At 58.8% G+C, this 15,069-nt stretch carries 16 protein-coding genes and 1 tRNA gene; 11 read left to right on the top strand and 6 right to left on the bottom strand.

Going from position 1 to position 15,069, the window contains the following annotated elements; genetic code table 11:
- Window positions 1-18 precede the first annotated feature (18 nt).
- From JBE38_RS18370 to JBE38_RS18380, 3 genes are all read left to right on the top strand, one after another.
- Window positions 19-606 carry a sigma-E factor negative regulatory protein gene (locus tag JBE38_RS18370; RefSeq protein ID WP_060753711.1) on the top strand — a complete coding sequence of 196 codons (588 nt, stop codon included), beginning with the start codon at window positions 19-21 and terminating at the stop codon, window positions 604-606.
- A 16-nt stretch (window positions 607-622) separates the two neighbouring features.
- Window positions 623-1,585: a MucB/RseB C-terminal domain-containing protein gene (locus JBE38_RS18375; protein ID WP_205344829.1), complete on the top strand. Its 963-nt coding sequence runs from the start codon at window positions 623-625 to the stop codon at window positions 1,583-1,585.
- A gap of 234 nt (window positions 1,586-1,819) precedes the next feature.
- The gene (locus tag JBE38_RS18380) at window positions 1,820-3,259 is read left to right on the top strand and encodes a DegQ family serine endoprotease (protein WP_060753709.1); all 1,440 of its coding nucleotides are present in this window, start codon (window positions 1,820-1,822) and stop codon (window positions 3,257-3,259) included.
- 67 nt (window positions 3,260-3,326) lie between these two features.
- Here JBE38_RS18380 and JBE38_RS18385 read toward each other — a convergent pair whose 3' ends face one another.
- Window positions 3,327-4,760: a M48 family metalloprotease gene (locus tag JBE38_RS18385; protein ID WP_060753708.1), complete on the bottom strand. Its 1,434-nt coding sequence runs from the start codon at window positions 4,758-4,760 to the stop codon at window positions 3,327-3,329.
- 94 nt (window positions 4,761-4,854) lie between these two features.
- Here JBE38_RS18385 and JBE38_RS18390 point away from each other — a divergent pair, with 94 nt between their 5' ends.
- Window positions 4,855-5,094 carry a sulfurtransferase TusA family protein gene (locus tag JBE38_RS18390; RefSeq protein WP_205344830.1) on the top strand — a complete coding sequence of 80 codons (240 nt, stop codon included), beginning with the start codon at window positions 4,855-4,857 and terminating at the stop codon, window positions 5,092-5,094.
- Window positions 5,095-5,124: 30 nt separating this feature from the next.
- Complete coding sequence (locus JBE38_RS18395) at window positions 5,125-6,195, top strand: AI-2E family transporter (protein ID WP_060753706.1); 1,071 nt, start codon at window positions 5,125-5,127, stop codon at window positions 6,193-6,195.
- Window positions 6,196-6,325: 130 nt separating this feature from the next.
- Here the strand turns inward: JBE38_RS18395 and JBE38_RS18400 are convergent, their stop codons facing one another.
- Both JBE38_RS18400 and JBE38_RS18405 read right to left on the bottom strand, forming a co-directional pair.
- Window positions 6,326-6,799, bottom strand: coding sequence for a peroxiredoxin (locus tag JBE38_RS18400; RefSeq protein WP_090366215.1), 474 nt, complete (start codon window positions 6,797-6,799; stop codon window positions 6,326-6,328).
- A gap of 10 nt (window positions 6,800-6,809) precedes the next feature.
- Window positions 6,810-7,370, bottom strand: a complete 561-nt coding sequence (locus JBE38_RS18405) for a glycine cleavage system protein R (protein ID WP_003172487.1) — start codon at window positions 7,368-7,370, stop codon at window positions 6,810-6,812.
- A 273-nt stretch (window positions 7,371-7,643) separates the two neighbouring features.
- On the opposite strand from JBE38_RS18405, the gene dapA reads away from it, so the two are divergent.
- From dapA to JBE38_RS18430, 5 genes are all read left to right on the top strand, one after another.
- The gene (gene dapA / locus JBE38_RS18410) at window positions 7,644-8,522 is read left to right on the top strand and encodes a 4-hydroxy-tetrahydrodipicolinate synthase (RefSeq protein ID WP_090366213.1); all 879 of its coding nucleotides are present in this window, start codon (window positions 7,644-7,646) and stop codon (window positions 8,520-8,522) included.
- A 17-nt stretch (window positions 8,523-8,539) separates the two neighbouring features.
- Window positions 8,540-9,655 (top strand): outer membrane protein assembly factor BamC, encoded by a 1,116-nt coding sequence (bamC, locus tag JBE38_RS18415; RefSeq protein WP_060753703.1) that lies wholly within the window; start codon window positions 8,540-8,542, stop codon window positions 9,653-9,655.
- Between the two features lie 4 nt (window positions 9,656-9,659).
- Entirely contained in the window at window positions 9,660-10,418 is a 759-nt protein-coding gene (locus JBE38_RS18420; RefSeq protein WP_104995791.1) for an MBL fold metallo-hydrolase, read from the top strand.
- Between the two features lie 27 nt (window positions 10,419-10,445).
- Complete coding sequence (purC, locus tag JBE38_RS18425) at window positions 10,446-11,159, top strand: phosphoribosylaminoimidazolesuccinocarboxamide synthase (protein WP_010212191.1); 714 nt, start codon at window positions 10,446-10,448, stop codon at window positions 11,157-11,159.
- Window positions 11,160-11,242: 83 nt separating this feature from the next.
- Window positions 11,243-11,332 (top strand) — tRNA-Ser (locus JBE38_RS18430).
- A 473-nt stretch (window positions 11,333-11,805) separates the two neighbouring features.
- Here JBE38_RS18430 and JBE38_RS18435 read toward each other — a convergent pair.
- On the bottom strand, window positions 11,806-13,032 hold the full coding sequence (locus JBE38_RS18435; protein WP_205344831.1) for an MFS transporter: 1,227 nt from the start codon (window positions 13,030-13,032) through the stop codon (window positions 11,806-11,808).
- A gap of 245 nt (window positions 13,033-13,277) precedes the next feature.
- Between JBE38_RS18435 and JBE38_RS18440 the strand changes: the two genes are divergently transcribed.
- Window positions 13,278-13,817 carry a tetratricopeptide repeat protein gene (locus JBE38_RS18440; protein WP_201026469.1) on the top strand — a complete coding sequence of 180 codons (540 nt, stop codon included), beginning with the start codon at window positions 13,278-13,280 and terminating at the stop codon, window positions 13,815-13,817.
- A 71-nt stretch (window positions 13,818-13,888) separates the two neighbouring features.
- On the opposite strand, the gene JBE38_RS18445 is transcribed toward JBE38_RS18440, so the two are convergent.
- Window positions 13,889-14,260 (bottom strand): helix-turn-helix domain-containing protein, encoded by a 372-nt coding sequence (locus tag JBE38_RS18445; RefSeq protein ID WP_090366209.1) that lies wholly within the window; start codon window positions 14,258-14,260, stop codon window positions 13,889-13,891.
- Between the two features lie 3 nt (window positions 14,261-14,263).
- Window positions 14,264-14,566 carry a type II toxin-antitoxin system HigB family toxin gene (locus JBE38_RS18450; RefSeq protein ID WP_090366207.1) on the bottom strand — a complete coding sequence of 101 codons (303 nt, stop codon included), beginning with the start codon at window positions 14,564-14,566 and terminating at the stop codon, window positions 14,264-14,266.
- Window positions 14,567-15,069 lie beyond the last annotated feature (503 nt).

Genomic DNA, 15,069 nt, shown 5'->3' on the forward strand with positions numbered 1-15,069 from the left:
GCCAAGAGAGGAACCGCCATGAGTCGTGATGCCCTGCAGGAATCGCTGTCCGCAGTGATGGATAACGAAGCGGATGAACTGGAACTTCGTCGAGTGCTCAACGCATTTGATGATGCCGAAACCCGTGATACCTGGTCTCGTTACCAAGTCGCTCGGGCGGTGATGCACAAGGATCTACTAATCCCTCGTTTGGATATTGCTGCGGCCGTTTCTGCTGCGCTGGCCGATGAAGCCGTTCCGGCAAAAGCTGCTCGTGGTCCATGGCGCAGCCTGGGTCGCCTGGCGGTTGCTGCTTCGGTGACTGTTGCCGTATTGGCGGGTGTTCGCCTGTACAACCAGGACGAAATCGCCGGTAACGAGCTGGCCCAACAGGTTCAGCAGCCGGTCATGGCTGGTCCGCAAGTCAAGGGCCCGGCTGTACTGGCCGGCTACAAGGAAAGCTCTGACACCACCGGCCCAATGGCCAATGGCGTACTGCAAGGGCAATCCGGCTGGCAGGATCAGCGCCTTCCAGGCTACCTGCGTCAACACGCACAGGAGTCGGCCTTGAAAGGTACTGAAAGCGCTCTGCCTTACGCACGTGCTGCAAGCCTGGAAAACCGTTGAATCGCTGAGGAGCACTATGCGCGCCATACCGCTCCTCACGCTTTTGCTCAGTAGCTGGTTTGCACTATCCGCCCATGCCGACGAAGCCCAAGACTGGCTGACTCGACTTGGGCGTGCAGAGCAGCAACAAAGCTTCGAAGGTACGTTCGTCTACGAACGTAATGGCAGTTTTTCTACCCATGACATCTGGCATCGTGTCCAGAATGGTCAGGTTCGTGAGCGATTACTCCAGCTCGACGGTTCTGCCCAGGAAGTCGTACGGATAGATGGTCGTACTCAATGCGTCAGCGGCACACTCGTCGCAGGCCTTGGGAATTCGCGTGATGCCTCGGCCGCGCGAGTTCTTGATCCCCAAAAGCTCACTCCCTTTTATGAACTGTCCGTTATCGGGAAATCCCGTGTGGCCGGTCGTAACGCGGTGATTGTCTCGATCACCCCTCGAGACCAATACCGATATGGCTTCGAGTTGCATCTGGATCGCGAAACGGCATTGCCACTCAAATCGTTGTTACTCAACGATCAGGGTCAGTTGTTGGAACGTTTTCAATTCACCCGCCTGAATACGTCGGTCGCGCTTTCTGATCGCGATCTGCAGCCCAGCGGCGAATGTAAAGCCGTCGCCGTTTCCAACAACAACGCGCCAGAAGTACCTGCCGATCAGGCATGGCACCTGAACTGGCTGCCGCCTGGTTTTGAGCCCATCAGCAGTAACGCACGCCGAGATAGCCAAACCCAATCTACTGTCGACAGTTGGATGTATAGCGACGGCCTTGCACGCTTCTCGGTGTTTCTCGAGTCGACAGACGGAGCGAGCGTGACGGAAAACCGCACTCAACTGGGGCCTACGGTTGCGGTGTCGCGGCGCCTGAACACGGTGGACGGCGAGATGATGGTGACGGTTGTCGGCGAAATCCCCATCGGCACCGCCGAACGCATCGCGCTGTCGGTGCGCGGTGAAAAGGTTGCCACCCAGCCATGAGTTGTTAATCCTATGTTCATCCTGACCTTCCAATGTGAGCCTCTGCTTGGTTGGGTATTGAGAGCATGAAATGTCTGGTTCGTTATTTTCACTTGCAAAAAATCCCCATGTTTTTTATAGGTCAGGGCTTGTCGGCTCCGGCCTTGTTTTGTTCGCGGAACAAAGATGCCGATCGTAGTTTTCGGTGTTTCTTGAACCCTGTCGCTCAACCCTGCTCGTCGTAACGGGAGCTGTATGTCGATACCACGTTTGAAGTCTTACTTATCCATAGTCGCCACGGTGCTGGTGCTGGGTCAGGCTGTGTCCGCGCAAGCGGCCGAACTGCCTGACTTCACCCAGTTGGTGGAGCAGGCCTCGCCTGCCGTGGTGAACATCAGTACCACGCAGAAACTGCCCGAGCGCAAAGTCTCGAACCAGCAGATGCCGGACCTCGAAGGGCTTCCGCCGATGCTGCGCGAGTTCTTCGAACGGGGTATGCCGCAACAGCGCTCCCCACGTGGCGGCGGCGGTGGCCAGCGCGAAGCGCAGTCCCTGGGGTCGGGTTTCATCATTTCGCCCGATGGCTACATCCTCACCAACAATCATGTGATTGCCGATGCTGACGAGATCCTCGTACGCCTGGCCGACCGCAGTGAATTGAAAGCCAAGCTGGTCGGTACGGACCCGCGCTCCGATGTGGCCTTGCTGAAAATCGATGGCAAGGATTTACCGGTACTGAAACTGGGTAAATCCCAGGACTTGAAAGCCGGGCAGTGGGTCGTGGCAATCGGTTCGCCTTTCGGCTTTGACCATACCGTCACCCAAGGCATCGTCAGTGCCATTGGTCGTAGCCTGCCGAACGAAAACTACGTGCCGTTCATCCAGACCGACGTGCCGATCAACCCGGGTAACTCCGGTGGTCCGCTGTTCAACCTGGCGGGCGAGGTGGTGGGTATCAACTCGCAGATCTATACCCGCTCCGGTGGCTTCATGGGCGTATCCTTCGCGATCCCGATCGATGTGGCCATGGACGTTTCCAACCAGCTCAAGAGCGGTGGCAAAGTCAGCCGCGGCTGGTTGGGTGTCGTGATCCAGGAGGTGAACAAAGACCTGGCTGAATCCTTCGGCCTCGAGAAACCGGCCGGTGCCCTGGTCGCACAGATTCAGGACGACGGCCCGGCTGCCAAAGGCGGCCTGCAAGTTGGCGACGTGATCCTGAGCATGAACGGCCAGCCGATCATCATGTCCGCCGATTTGCCGCACCTGGTCGGTGCTCTGAAAGCCGGCAGCAAGGCCAAGTTGGAAGTGATCCGTGATGGCAAGCGTCAAAACGTCGAGCTGACCGTAGGGGCTATCCCTGAAGAGGGCGCCGCCCTCGATGCGCTGGGTAACGCCAAGCCAGGCGTTGAGCGCAGCAGCAACCGCCTGGGTATTGCGGTGGTTGAGCTGACCGCTGAGCAGAAGAAGAGCTTCGACCTGAAGGGTGGCGTGGTGATCAAGGAAGTTCAGGACGGCCCAGCCGCCTTGATCGGTCTGCAGCCGGGGGATGTGATCACCCACCTGAACAATCAGGCGATCAACTCCACCAAGGAGTTCGCCGACATCGCCAAGGCATTGCCGAAGAATCGCTCGGTGTCGATGCGTGTGCTGCGTCAGGGGCGTGCGAGCTTCATCACGTTCAAGCTGGCTGAGTAAGGCTCTAGCCTATTAAAAAGCCCCGCCTTCGTTTAACGAAGGCGGGGCTTTTTTGTGGGCGATGGATTTAGCCCATCATCCCTTTCACCAGACGTTCCTGTTCAATCAATTCACGTTGGCGTGCATCGATACGCGAGGACAGCGGGAAGTTGTTGCCTGCCCGACGCTTGGCGAAGTCCAGCTGTTGAATGGCCTGCTGGAAGTCACCCACCAAGGCAAAGTACTCGGCGCGGGCCTGATGCAAACCGATGATGTTGCCGGACAAACCGCGGGTCTCGGCGACCTGGTACCAGACATCCGGGTCATCGGGGCGGGATTTGAGCAAACCGTCCAGGGCTTTCTCCGCATCTGCGGTACGGTTCTGCTTGAGCAGCAAGTCCACGCGCACCTGATTCAGCGGATAGTTGCCGGGGTATTGGGTGAGCATCCGGTCCGTGCGTTGCTGGGCATCCGGCAGGCGATTGTTGGTGATGTCCAACTCGATCTGCGCCAGGTTGTAGGTGATGTCATTGGGGGCTTTGGCCAGCAGCGGTGCCAGGTTTTCTCGGGCTGCCTTGAGCTGGGTGCCCTTGATCTGGGCAATGGCCAGGCCATAGCGTGCCACGTCGTTTTTCGGGTTTTCGTCCAGTTGTGCCTGGAACCGCTTGGCGGCCAGGCCTGGGGTGTCTTCATATTGCAGTTGTACGCGCGCGCGGATCAGTTGATAGCGCAGGCTGTCTTCCTTGCCGCCGGGTTTGGCTTGTTCGGCGCGGTTGCGGGTGTCGGCAATCCGCGATTCGGTAACCGGGTGAGTCAGCAGGAACTCCGGTGGCTTGGCGTCGAAACGGTATTGGCGCATCAGTCGTTCGAACATGGTGGGCATGGAGCGCGGGTCGTACCCGGCTTTTTCCAGGTTGAGGATGCCGATCCGGTCAGCCTCCTGTTCATTCTGGCGCGAGAACCGGCGCTGCTCCTGGATAGCCGCCGCCTGGCTGCCGGCAATGGCGGCAATGCCGGCGTCACCTGCACCTGCCGCCGCGGCGATGATGCCGCCGAGCAGCGCGGCCATCATCGGGAGCTGCATGCGCGACTGTGCTTCCACGCCCCGTGCAAAGTGACGTTGGGACAAGTGAGCCAGTTCGTGTGCCAATACCGAGGCGTACTCACCTTCGGTCTGGGCATTGAGGAACAGGCCGCCGTTGACCCCGACAATCCCGCCGGGCGCGGCAAAGGCGTTGAGTTGCGGACTGTTGATCAGGATGAATTCCAGGCGCCGATCATTGACCTGGCTGGTCTCCACCAGTTTGTACACGCTGGTTTCGACGTAGTCCTTGAGCTGCGGGTCATTGAGCTGCGACACCTGGCCGCGCAGGTAGGCAAGCCAGGCGCGGCCCAGTTGGTATTCCTGTTGTGGCGAGACAATGGCAGAACTGGCGTCGCCAAGTGACGGCAGGTCGTCAGCGAAGCCTGGAGAGGCCAGCAGGCAAGCCAGCGTCAGCAGGGTAGGGCGCAAAAAAGTCATGCACAAAGCCTTTCGACAAAGAGTCTACTGTAGCCGGACACTGAGCTTCGGACCAGATATTCTAAGCAGCCCAACGCTTGTCCGGAGTAAAACCATGACCGACGCTGTAGCCTTTGATGCGGAGCTTGATGCCAGCGGCCTGAATTGCCCGTTGCCCCTGCTCAAGGCCAAGTTGGAACTCAATCGATTGGCCAGTGGCGCAGTACTCAAGGTGATCGCCACGGATGCCGGCTCCCAGCGCGATTTCCGGACCTTTGCCAAGTTGGCCGGTCACACCCTGCTGCACGAAGAAGATGCCGCCGGGGTGTACTTTTACTGGCTACGAAAGGCCTGAATCGTTCGCCCCATCATCCGAGGTTGATTGATGTTCAAAGTGTTACGAGACTGGATCCAGCGCTACTTTTCCGATGAAGAGGCCGTGGTGCTGGCGGTCCTGCTGTTCCTGGCTTTTACTGCCGTGCTCACTTTGGGCGGCATGCTGGCGCCGGTACTGGCAGGGATGGTGCTGGCGTACCTGATGCAAGGGTTGGTCAACACCCTGGAACGTTTGCGCTTACCGGGTGGTGTGGCGGTGGGGTTGGTGTTTGCCCTGTTCATGGGCTTGCTGGTGGTATTCATCGTGGTGGTGCTGCCGCTGCTGTGGCATCAGTTGATCACCCTGTTCAACGAGTTGCCGGGGATGTTGGCCAAGTGGCAGTCGTTGTTGCTGATGTTGCCTGAACGCTATCCGCATCTGGTGTCGGATGAGCAGGTGGTGCAGGCCATTGAACTGGCGCGCGGCGAGATCGGAAAATTCGGGCAGTGGGCGCTGACCTTTTCTCTGTCCAGCCTGCCGTTGTTGGTCAACATCATGATCTATCTGGTGCTGGTGCCGATCCTGGTGTTTTTCTTCCTCAAGGACCGCGAGATGATCGGCCGCTGGGTCCGCGGTTACCTGCCGCGTGAAAGGGCGCTGATTACCCGAGTGGCCGAAGAGATGAACCGTCAGATTGCCAACTACATTCGCGGCAAGGTGATTGAGATCGTTATCTGTGGGGGCGTCACCTACATCGCCTTTGTGGTCCTCGGGCTCAACTATGCGGCGTTACTGGCACTGCTGGTGGGCGTTTCTGTGGTAGTGCCATATGTCGGCGCAGTGGTGGTGACGGTGCCGGTGACGTTGATCGCCTTGTTCCAGTGGGGGTGGAGCGACCAGTTCATCTACCTTATGGCGGTGTACGGCATCATCCAGACCCTGGATGGCAATGTGCTGGTGCCGCTGCTGTTCTCGGAAGCCGTCAACCTGCACCCGGTGGCGATCATCTGCGCGGTGTTGTTGTTCGGTGGGTTATGGGGATTCTGGGGCGTGTTCTTTGCGATTCCCCTGGCGACGCTGTTCAAGGCGGTGCTGGACGCGTGGCCGCGACAGGAACCTATAGTTGCACCGCTATTGTAGTGAGCGGGCTTGCCCCGCGCTGGGTGGCAAAGCCGCCCCGCCAAGGACGCCGCGGTGCTTCAGTAAGACCGAGGCGCCAGGGTTTAGGGCGGCTTCGCCCCCCAGCGCGGGGCAAGCCCGCTCACTACAATCAGTGCTTGTTCAAGGCTTGCGCCGCAGCCAGAACGGCATCCACGTGACCTGGCACTTTCACACCACGCCATTCCTGGCGCAGCACCCCTTCGCTGTCGATCAGGAAGGTGCTGCGATCCACGCCCAGGTATTCCTTGCCGTACAGCTTCTTCAGCTTGATTACGTCAAACAGCTGGCAAACCGCTTCGTCCTTGTCGCTGATCAGCTCGAACGGGAACGCCTGCTTGCCCTTGAAGTTCTCGTGGGACTTCACGCTGTCACGCGACACGCCAAAGACTTCGGTATTGGCGGCCTGGAAGGCTGCGTACTGGTCACGGAAACCCTGGCCTTCGGTGGTGCAGCCCGGGGTGCTGTCCTTGGGGTAGAAGTAGATCACCACTTGCTTGCCCTTGAGGGCTGCGAGGCTGAAGGTCTGGCCGCTGGTGGCCTGGGCTTCGAAATCGGTCACGGGTGTGTCGATGGCTACCGGCATGAGGACTTCCTTACATTGGGTTCTGAGGGCGCCATGGTTCGATCAGGGCGTCAAGGTTCAGGGCGTCGGCGAAATCCAGGAACTGGTCGCGCAGCCAGCTGATCTGCACGCCGGCCGGCAGGGTCACGGTGAACGTGGCGTTGAGCATGGTGCCGCCGGTTTGGGGCGCCTGATAGGTATCACAGGTCAGGTTCTCCAGCTCGACGTTATGGTCGATGAAGAACTGGCACAGCTCGTTGACGATGTCCGAGCGATAAGCCGAGCTGACATACGCCACATAAGGCAGCGCCTGAGGGCGATTCTCCAGCGCGGCACTGCGTACCACGTTGACGGTGAAGTCGTGCTTCTTGGCCAGGCCCGGCAAGCCGGTCTCCAGGCGCGCCAGGGCATCCCAGGTGCCGGAAATCTGCAGGACCAGCGCACTGCACTCGCCGTGGCGGGTCAGGCGGGAGGTCACGACGGCGCAGCGGTTCTCATGGCTGGCGCGGCACAGGACGTTGGTCAGCTCCATGGGGTTGGCGCCGAGGGCACTGATAACAAGGAATTGTTCGCGAACTGTGGGGGTGGACATGCAGCCTTCCTAAAGCGATGAGCGGTCGATACCGTGTGGGCTGTATCGATCAAAGGATCAAGGGTAGCGAAAAGCGTCGCCAAGGGCTAGGAGGCGGCGTTTTCATTGCGCGACCGGTCTGGTTTCATCGTGCTTCAGGCCATGCTTTGGCCCAATGATGGCATTGCCCGTCGTTTAGTTGATCCAGAACGCATCCTCAGACGGTACTTCGCTTGTGCAAGCATCTTGGCGCCAGTACCATTACGGCTCTCTTTTTCCGGCAGGAGCGGTTGCATGATTGCGGGCAGTATGGTGGCACTGGTCACACCCATGGATGCACAAGGTCATCTCGACTGGGACAGCCTGGGCAAGCTGGTGGACTTCCACCTGCAAGAAGGCACCAATGCCATTGTTGCGGTCGGCACCACGGGTGAATCGGCGACCCTCGATGTGGAAGAACACATCCAGGTGATCGAATTCGTGGTCAAGCGTGTCGCGGGCCGCATTGCCGTCATCGCCGGTACGGGCGCCAACTCGACGCGTGAAGCGATCGAGCTGACCAAAAACGCCAAGAAGGCCGGCGCCGACGCTTGCCTGCTGGTGACCCCGTACTACAACAAGCCGACCCAGGAAGGCCTGTACCAGCACTTTCGCGCCATCGCCGAAGCGGTCGAGATCCCGCAGATCCTCTACAACGTCCCGGGCCGTACCGCCTGCGACATGAAGGCTGAGACCGTGATCCGCCTGTCCACCGTGCCGAACATCATCGGTATCAAGGAAGCCACCGGCGACCTGCAGCGCGCCAAGGACATCCTGGCCGGCGTGAGCAGCGATTTCCTGGTGTATTCCGGTGACGACGCCACGGCTGTCGAGCTGATCCTGCTGGGTGGCAAGGGCAACATCTCCGTGACCGCCAACGTGGCCCCGCGTGCCATGAGCGAAATGTGCGCCGCCGCCATTGCCGGTGATGCCGTGACCGCCCGAGCGATCCACGAGAAGCTGATGCCGCTCAACAAGACCCTGTTTATTGAATCCAACCCTATTCCCGTGAAATGGGCACTGACTGAAATGGGCATGATGCCGGACGGTATCCGTCTGCCGCTCACCCGTCTCAGCGAAGCCTGTCACGAACCGCTGCGACAGGCCCTGCGCCAGTCCGGCGTCCTGGTTTAATTGAGGAAGCATTACGCATGAAGCGATTGGCCGGACTTTCCGCACTTGCCTTGATTATCTCCAGCACCAGTGGCTGCGGTTGGATTTGGGGCCCGGAAGGCTACTTCCGTGACCGCGGCAGCGACTACCTGGACGCGCAAGCGACCAAGCCGATGCAACTGCCGCCTGATGTCAATGTCGCCAAGCGCCTTGACCCACTGCTGCCGATTCCACGCAACGTTGCCGATGAAACCATCAAAGGCGAGTTCGTGGTACCGCGTCCACAGCCGATCACGGCCGTGGCGGATGCCAGCGACTACAGCCTGCAGAAAAGCGGCGACAACCGTTGGATCGTGGCGCAGCGCCCACCTGCCGAAGTCTGGCCGGTGGCGGTGCAGTTCTTCCAGGACAACGGTTTTCGCATTGACCAGCAGCGCCCGCAGACCGGTGAGTTCACCACGGCCTGGCAGCACGGCAGTGAACTGTCCGCTAACATGGCCCAGCGTCTGCAGGCCGGTGGTGTAGCGGCCGACAGCGAAGCCCGTGTGCGTGTGCGCATCGAGCCTGGCGTGCAGCGTAATACCAGTGAAGTCTATGTGGTCAGCGCCGAGCGTCCTGCCGGCAGCACGGCCAATGTCGAATTCACCAACCGCTCGGTCAACACCGGCGTTGACGCCGCGCTGGTCGATGAGATGCTGGCCAACATGAGCCGTATCTCCGAGAAGGGCGGTTCGGTTTCCCTGCTTGCTGCACGCGACTACGATACGCCTAACCGCGTGAGCCTCTCCGAAGACGGCAGCGGCAACGTGGTGCTGAACCTGGGTGAAGACCTGGATCGTGCCTGGGCCAGTGTAGGCCGTGCGTTGGAGAAGGGCCCTTGGCGTGTTGAGGACATCAACCGCAGCCTGGGCCTGTACTACATCAACGTGGCGGAAAAGGCCGAGAAGAAAGACGACGAGCCAGGTTTCTTCGGCAAGTTGTTTGGCAGCCAGCCGACCAAGGAAGAGATCGAAACCCGCGCCGAGCGTTATCAGGTTCGTTTGAGCAAGGTGGGCGACAGCGTGCAGGTCACCGTCGAGAAGAACATCAACACCGTTGCGCCGGCTGAAACCGCACGCAAGGTGTTGGGCGTGATTCAGGACAACCTGGGCTGATCCGATGCGTTTTGCCGTTCTCGGCAGCGGTAGCCAAGGGAACGGCACGCTGGTCGCTCATGACGACACGTACGTGCTGGTCGATTGTGGTTTCTCGTTAAGAGAAACCGAGCGGCGCCTGCTGCGCCTGGGGGTTCACCCCGCGCAGTTGAGCGCGATTCTGGTGACCCACGAACATGCCGACCATGTGCATGGCGTGGGTTTGCTGTCTCGGCGCTACAATCTGCCGGTGTACCTGAGTCGCGGCACCTTGCGCGGGATGCGCAAACCCATTGAGCCTGCAGGTTTCCTGGCCGGTGGTGAGCAACTGCAGATCGGCGCGTTGAGCGTCAACGTGATCGCCGTGGCACACGACGCCCAGGAGCCGACGCAATACGTATTCAGTGATGGTGAGCGGCGTTTCGGTGTGCTCACCGACCTGGGTTCCTACTGTGCGAAGGTGCTGGACGGGTACCGCAATCTCGATGCCTTGATGATCGAGTCCAACCACTGCCGTGACCTGCTGGCTCGTGGTCATTACCCGTACTTTCTCAAGCAGCGGGTGGGCGGCGAACTGGGACATTTGAACAACCACCAGGCGGCGTACCTGGTGTATGAGTTGGGCTGGCAAGACCTGCAACACCTGGTCCTGGCCCATCTGAGCAGCAAGAACAACCTGCCGACGCTTGCCCGGCAATGTTTTGTCGACACCCTCGGGTGCGACCCGGACTGGCTGCAACTGGCCGATCAAGATTCAGGGCTCGACTGGCGACATATCGCCTAGCCCACCTCACTCAAAGCGGAGCCCATCATGGAAAAACGTGAAGAACTCTACCGCGGCAAGGCCAAGTCGGTTTACAAGACCGACGACGCCAACCGCCTGATCCTGCTGTTTCGCAACGACACTTCGGCGTTCGACGGCAAGCGCATCGAACAGCTTGATCGCAAAGGCATGGTGAACAACAAGTTCAACGCCTTCATCATGCAGAAACTCGAAGCGGCCGGCATTCCGACCCAATTCGACAAACTGCTGGGCGACAACGAGTGCCTGGTGAAGAAGCTGGACATGATCCCGGTCGAATGCGTCGTGCGTAACTATGCCGCCGGCAGCCTGGTCAAGCGCCTGGGCGTGGAAGAGGGCCTCAAGCTCAACCCCTACACCTTCGAGTTGTTCCTGAAGGACGACGCCAAGGGCGACCCGTTCATCAACGAATCCCACGTTGTGGCGTTCGGCTGGGGCACCGCCGAGCAACTGGCGCGCATGAAGGAGTTGTCCCTCAAGGTCAACGATGTGCTGAGCAAGCTGTTCGACGACGCCGGCCTGCTGCTGGTCGACTTCAAGCTGGAATTCGGTGTATTCCACGACGGCTCCATCGTCCTGGGCGACGAATTCAGCCCGGACGGCTGCCGCCTGTGGGACAAAGACACCAAGAAAAAGATGGACAAAGACCGCTTCCGCCAGGGCCTCGGTGATGTTATCGAAGCCTACGAAGAAGTCGCCAACCGTCTCGGCGTACCGCTTTAATCGACGCAAGCATCTGATAGCACGGAAAAAAATCTCTTTTGGGGTTTGCTTCCGTGAAACACACTGTTATGATGCGCGCCGTTGGAGAGATGCCAGAGTGGCCGAATGGGACGGATTCGAAATCCGTTGTACCTTCACCGGTACCTAGGGTTCGAATCCCTATCTCTCCGCCATTACATAGAAAAAGCCCCGTAGCTGAGTAAGCTACGGGGCTTTTTCGTTTTTGGCCGAGCAGTTCATCAAATCCATAATCAGCTCAGCCGCTCTCTGATAAACCCATCACGTGGCTATAGAACGTATGGCGTTGTCTTCCAACCTCGACATCACTTCTTACCCTGCGGCTTTGACGGCGACTTTTTATCCTTCTCCTTCACCGTTTCCCTCGGTCTTTTCTTTGCCTCAGCCTCTGTCACGTACTCTCCGGTGACGGCATCACGATATCTGGTTGGCATGTAAGCTCCTTGGCAGTACGTCGCCACATGGCGACCCTTTCGAGGCTAGTTCAGGGGCGTGGGTACACAAGCTTCACTGTGAGAGTTTTCATTACGAAGCTTTTCCAAATCGGGACTTGCGATGCGCGTCCGCTGAAAAATAAAAAAGCCTGCCAAGCTCAATGCTTAGCAGGCTTTTCAACAGCTCTTTCTGCTCAGGCAGATTGCGCTACCAAGCTATTACTCACATTTCGCCCCAGCACCAGCACCGTGACAAAACCTACGCCGACCAACGCCGTAGCCAGGCTCAACAGCACCGAGCTACCCATCTGGTCCACAATCCGCCCGCCGAAGAACGAGCCCAAGGCAATGATCACCTGAAACAAGGCGACGAACAGTGGCATACCGCGTTCAACATCCTTGGGCGCCACGACAAACATCCAGATACTGGCGCAGGCCGGGAAGGCACCAAAGGCGAAGCCCCAGAGTGCGATCAACATCGTCGCGCCGATCAGGCCGGTGGCGAAGTGGGGGAACAGGGCTGTGCTGGTGCCGATCATCAGTGCGACCAGCAGCAGGGTGTAGCGCACGCTGCGGTTGGCGGCGAAGCCGGCAAAAATGTTACCGGCGACACCGGCTATGCCAAACATCAGCAGCAGTGAGCCAATGGTCTGGCCGTCGAAGCCGGAGCTGTTCTTGAAGAACGGCGCGACGTAGGTGTAGGCGGCAAAGTGTGCCAGGCCGATCAGCAACACGGCGATCAAACCGACCCGAGCGCGTGGGTTGATAAACAAGGCCGGCAGGTCACTGATGAGGATGGCCTTTTCCGGGTCGAGCCGCGGCAGCAAAAAGACCTGCGCCAGCAGCACGGGCACGCCTACCAGCGCGGTGACCAGGAAGGTCATGCGCCAGCCCATCAGGCCGCTGAGCCAGGTGCCGACGGGCACGCCGAGGACGGTGGCCAGCGTCACTCCCATCATGATGATCGAGGTGGCCTTCGCCACGCCCACGCCTCTGGGAGCGAGGCGGCCGCTGAGGGCGATGGCGGTGGCCCAGAACCCGCCGATGCTGATGCCCAGCAGGACGCGACCGAACAGCAGCAGGCTGAAGTCACTGGCGAACGCCACGACGGTGTTGGCGATGATCATGATCAGCGTCAGGCCGATCAATAAATAGCGGCGGTCCATGGCGCCAATCATCACAGACAGCAACGGGGCGGCGAGGGCGGCCATGATGCCGGGCAGGGTGACCATCAGGCCGGCATGGCCGGCACTGATGCCGAGGTCGCTGGCGACATCATTGAGTACGCCCACCGGCAGGAACTCACTGGTCACCAGGGCGAAGGCACCCACCGCGACCGAGAGAATCGCCAGCCACTGCTGTTTGACACTTTGTTGATCATGTTCCGGGCGGCCGCTTGGGGCCTGGCTGGCACTTGGCATGGTATCGGGTTCCAGAAAGATGTGTCGCCTGAAGCCAGGCGCAGGGGAGGAGAAACTGGAGGCGATTATATAAATCGTTTTTAGCAACCACCGAGGCGCTCGTTTCGATAATAACCATCAGTACAATCGATTCGACGCTCATTAGGCCGACAGTCAGACCACGCTTAACCTGCCAGTAAAAATGGCGCATGGTGGCAGATATCTCTTGTTGCTGTTCTTCCTCAGTGTGACGGAGCATGACCATCATGAAGACTTACCGTGAGCAGGCCGTTGGTTACCGCAGCGCATTTCTTCTGGCCGCGGCTTTATTTGCAGGCCAGGTTCTCGCATCCGGGGACGAACCGGCGCCGCCCAAGCCGAACTGCCCCAAAGGCCAGGTCTGGGATACCAAGAGCGGAAAATGCGTGCTGCAAACCAGCAAGGCCATCTCGGACGCCGACCGTACCGATTACGCGTACCGCCTGGCCAAGGATGGGCAGTACGATGAAGCGCTGGCCTTGCTCGACACTCTGCAAAACCCCAACACCGCCAAGGCCCTCAACTACCGTGGTTATGCCACGCGCAAACTGGGACGCACCGATGAAGGCATCGGTTATTACCTGAAGTCCGTTGCGCTCGACCCCAACTATGCCCAGGTCCGCGAGTACCTGGGTGAGGCATATGTGATCAAGGGGCGTATGGATTTGGCGCAGGAACAATTGGCGAAAATCAAAGCCCTGTGCAGCACCAGCTGCGAAGAGTATCAGGACCTGGCCGAAGCCATTGCGGCCGCGCCGCAGGCGTGACGCCGAGCGCTATTTCGAACATCCGAGTGCGAGGCGACGCTTTAAGTGCAATGCCTGCCTGGGTTTAGTACTCAGCAGGCTTTTATCGGCTTGATAAGGCTTTGTGCCGGAATTCCAAACATCTCATGCAATTTCCAGATCATCGGTAAAGTGAGGGCACGTTTTCCATTCAGTACTTCGTAAACGCGGTTCTGGCGACCGATGGCGGGCACCAGGTCTGCAGCTGACAGGCCAGATTGTTCCATGCGAAATCGAATCGCGTCGATTGGGTTAGGTAGGTCAATTGGGAAGTGCTTCGTCTCGTAAGACTCGATAAGAGTGATCATTACGTCAAAGTAATCACCTTCCGGTGTCCCGGGCTCCGGTTCGTTATCGAACAATGGGGAGACCGACTTCAGCGCGTCTTTGTAGTCTTGTTCGGTATGGATAGGTCGGATTTTCATGGGTTACTCCGTTTCAACCGTATCGGCATCAATTGCGTCGTATTGTTCATGCGTACCGACGAACTTTATATAGAGAGCCCCGTAGCGGTATGCCACAGAGACTACGAGCCGGTAGTCATTACCTTTGATGTTGAATACGACCCTGCGGCCTTTGAGAATGCTGGCATTGCGAAACTGTTGTTTGAGAAGTGCCGGTGTTGACCAGTTTGCATTTTTTGCCTCATCCAGCCAGGCGAGTAAGGGTTGCTCTGAATCAGGGTACTTTTGCCAGAAACTCTTGAGTTGACTGATCGCGATAATTCTCATGCGAAGATCCTAGTCCCAAGGCGGGACCTATGCAAGTGTGTGCTTTTTTGATTCCGGCTTTTCAAGCGCAGCCGACATGGCTGAGCACGGACACGTGGGCTGGGAAGTAATCAAAGATTGAGTTCTATGCCGTTTGTCATGCTTCTAAAAGGGAGTTTTCCCACATAGAAAATTCCCCTCGTAGCCATGCATAAGCGGGCCCAGAAACATGAAGGGGCCACAGGCATACAAAGGGGAAGGTGAGGGAGGGGTTTTGCACACTGGGAGCTTCAATGGCAGAGGGATGCCGGCCCATAGCGTCATCCCGCACCACGCTCGCGCCGTATCGTTTTCTGTGGGTTGCTGAGTACCAGTGGTGGAGCTGGCGCGTTTGTCGGGAAGTGAGAACTGCACGCCGATACAGCCCGATAGACAAGAAATCAGCATTGCGGCAATGATGGTTTTTTCCATGTAAGACCTACTGAGAGGGGGGGCATCCAAGCTCTCAGTATCGACGTCAGCTG

This window comes from Pseudomonas sp. ICBG1301, from assembly GCF_016918385.1.
Taxonomy (GTDB): domain Bacteria; phylum Pseudomonadota; class Gammaproteobacteria; order Pseudomonadales; family Pseudomonadaceae; genus Aquipseudomonas; species Aquipseudomonas palleroniana.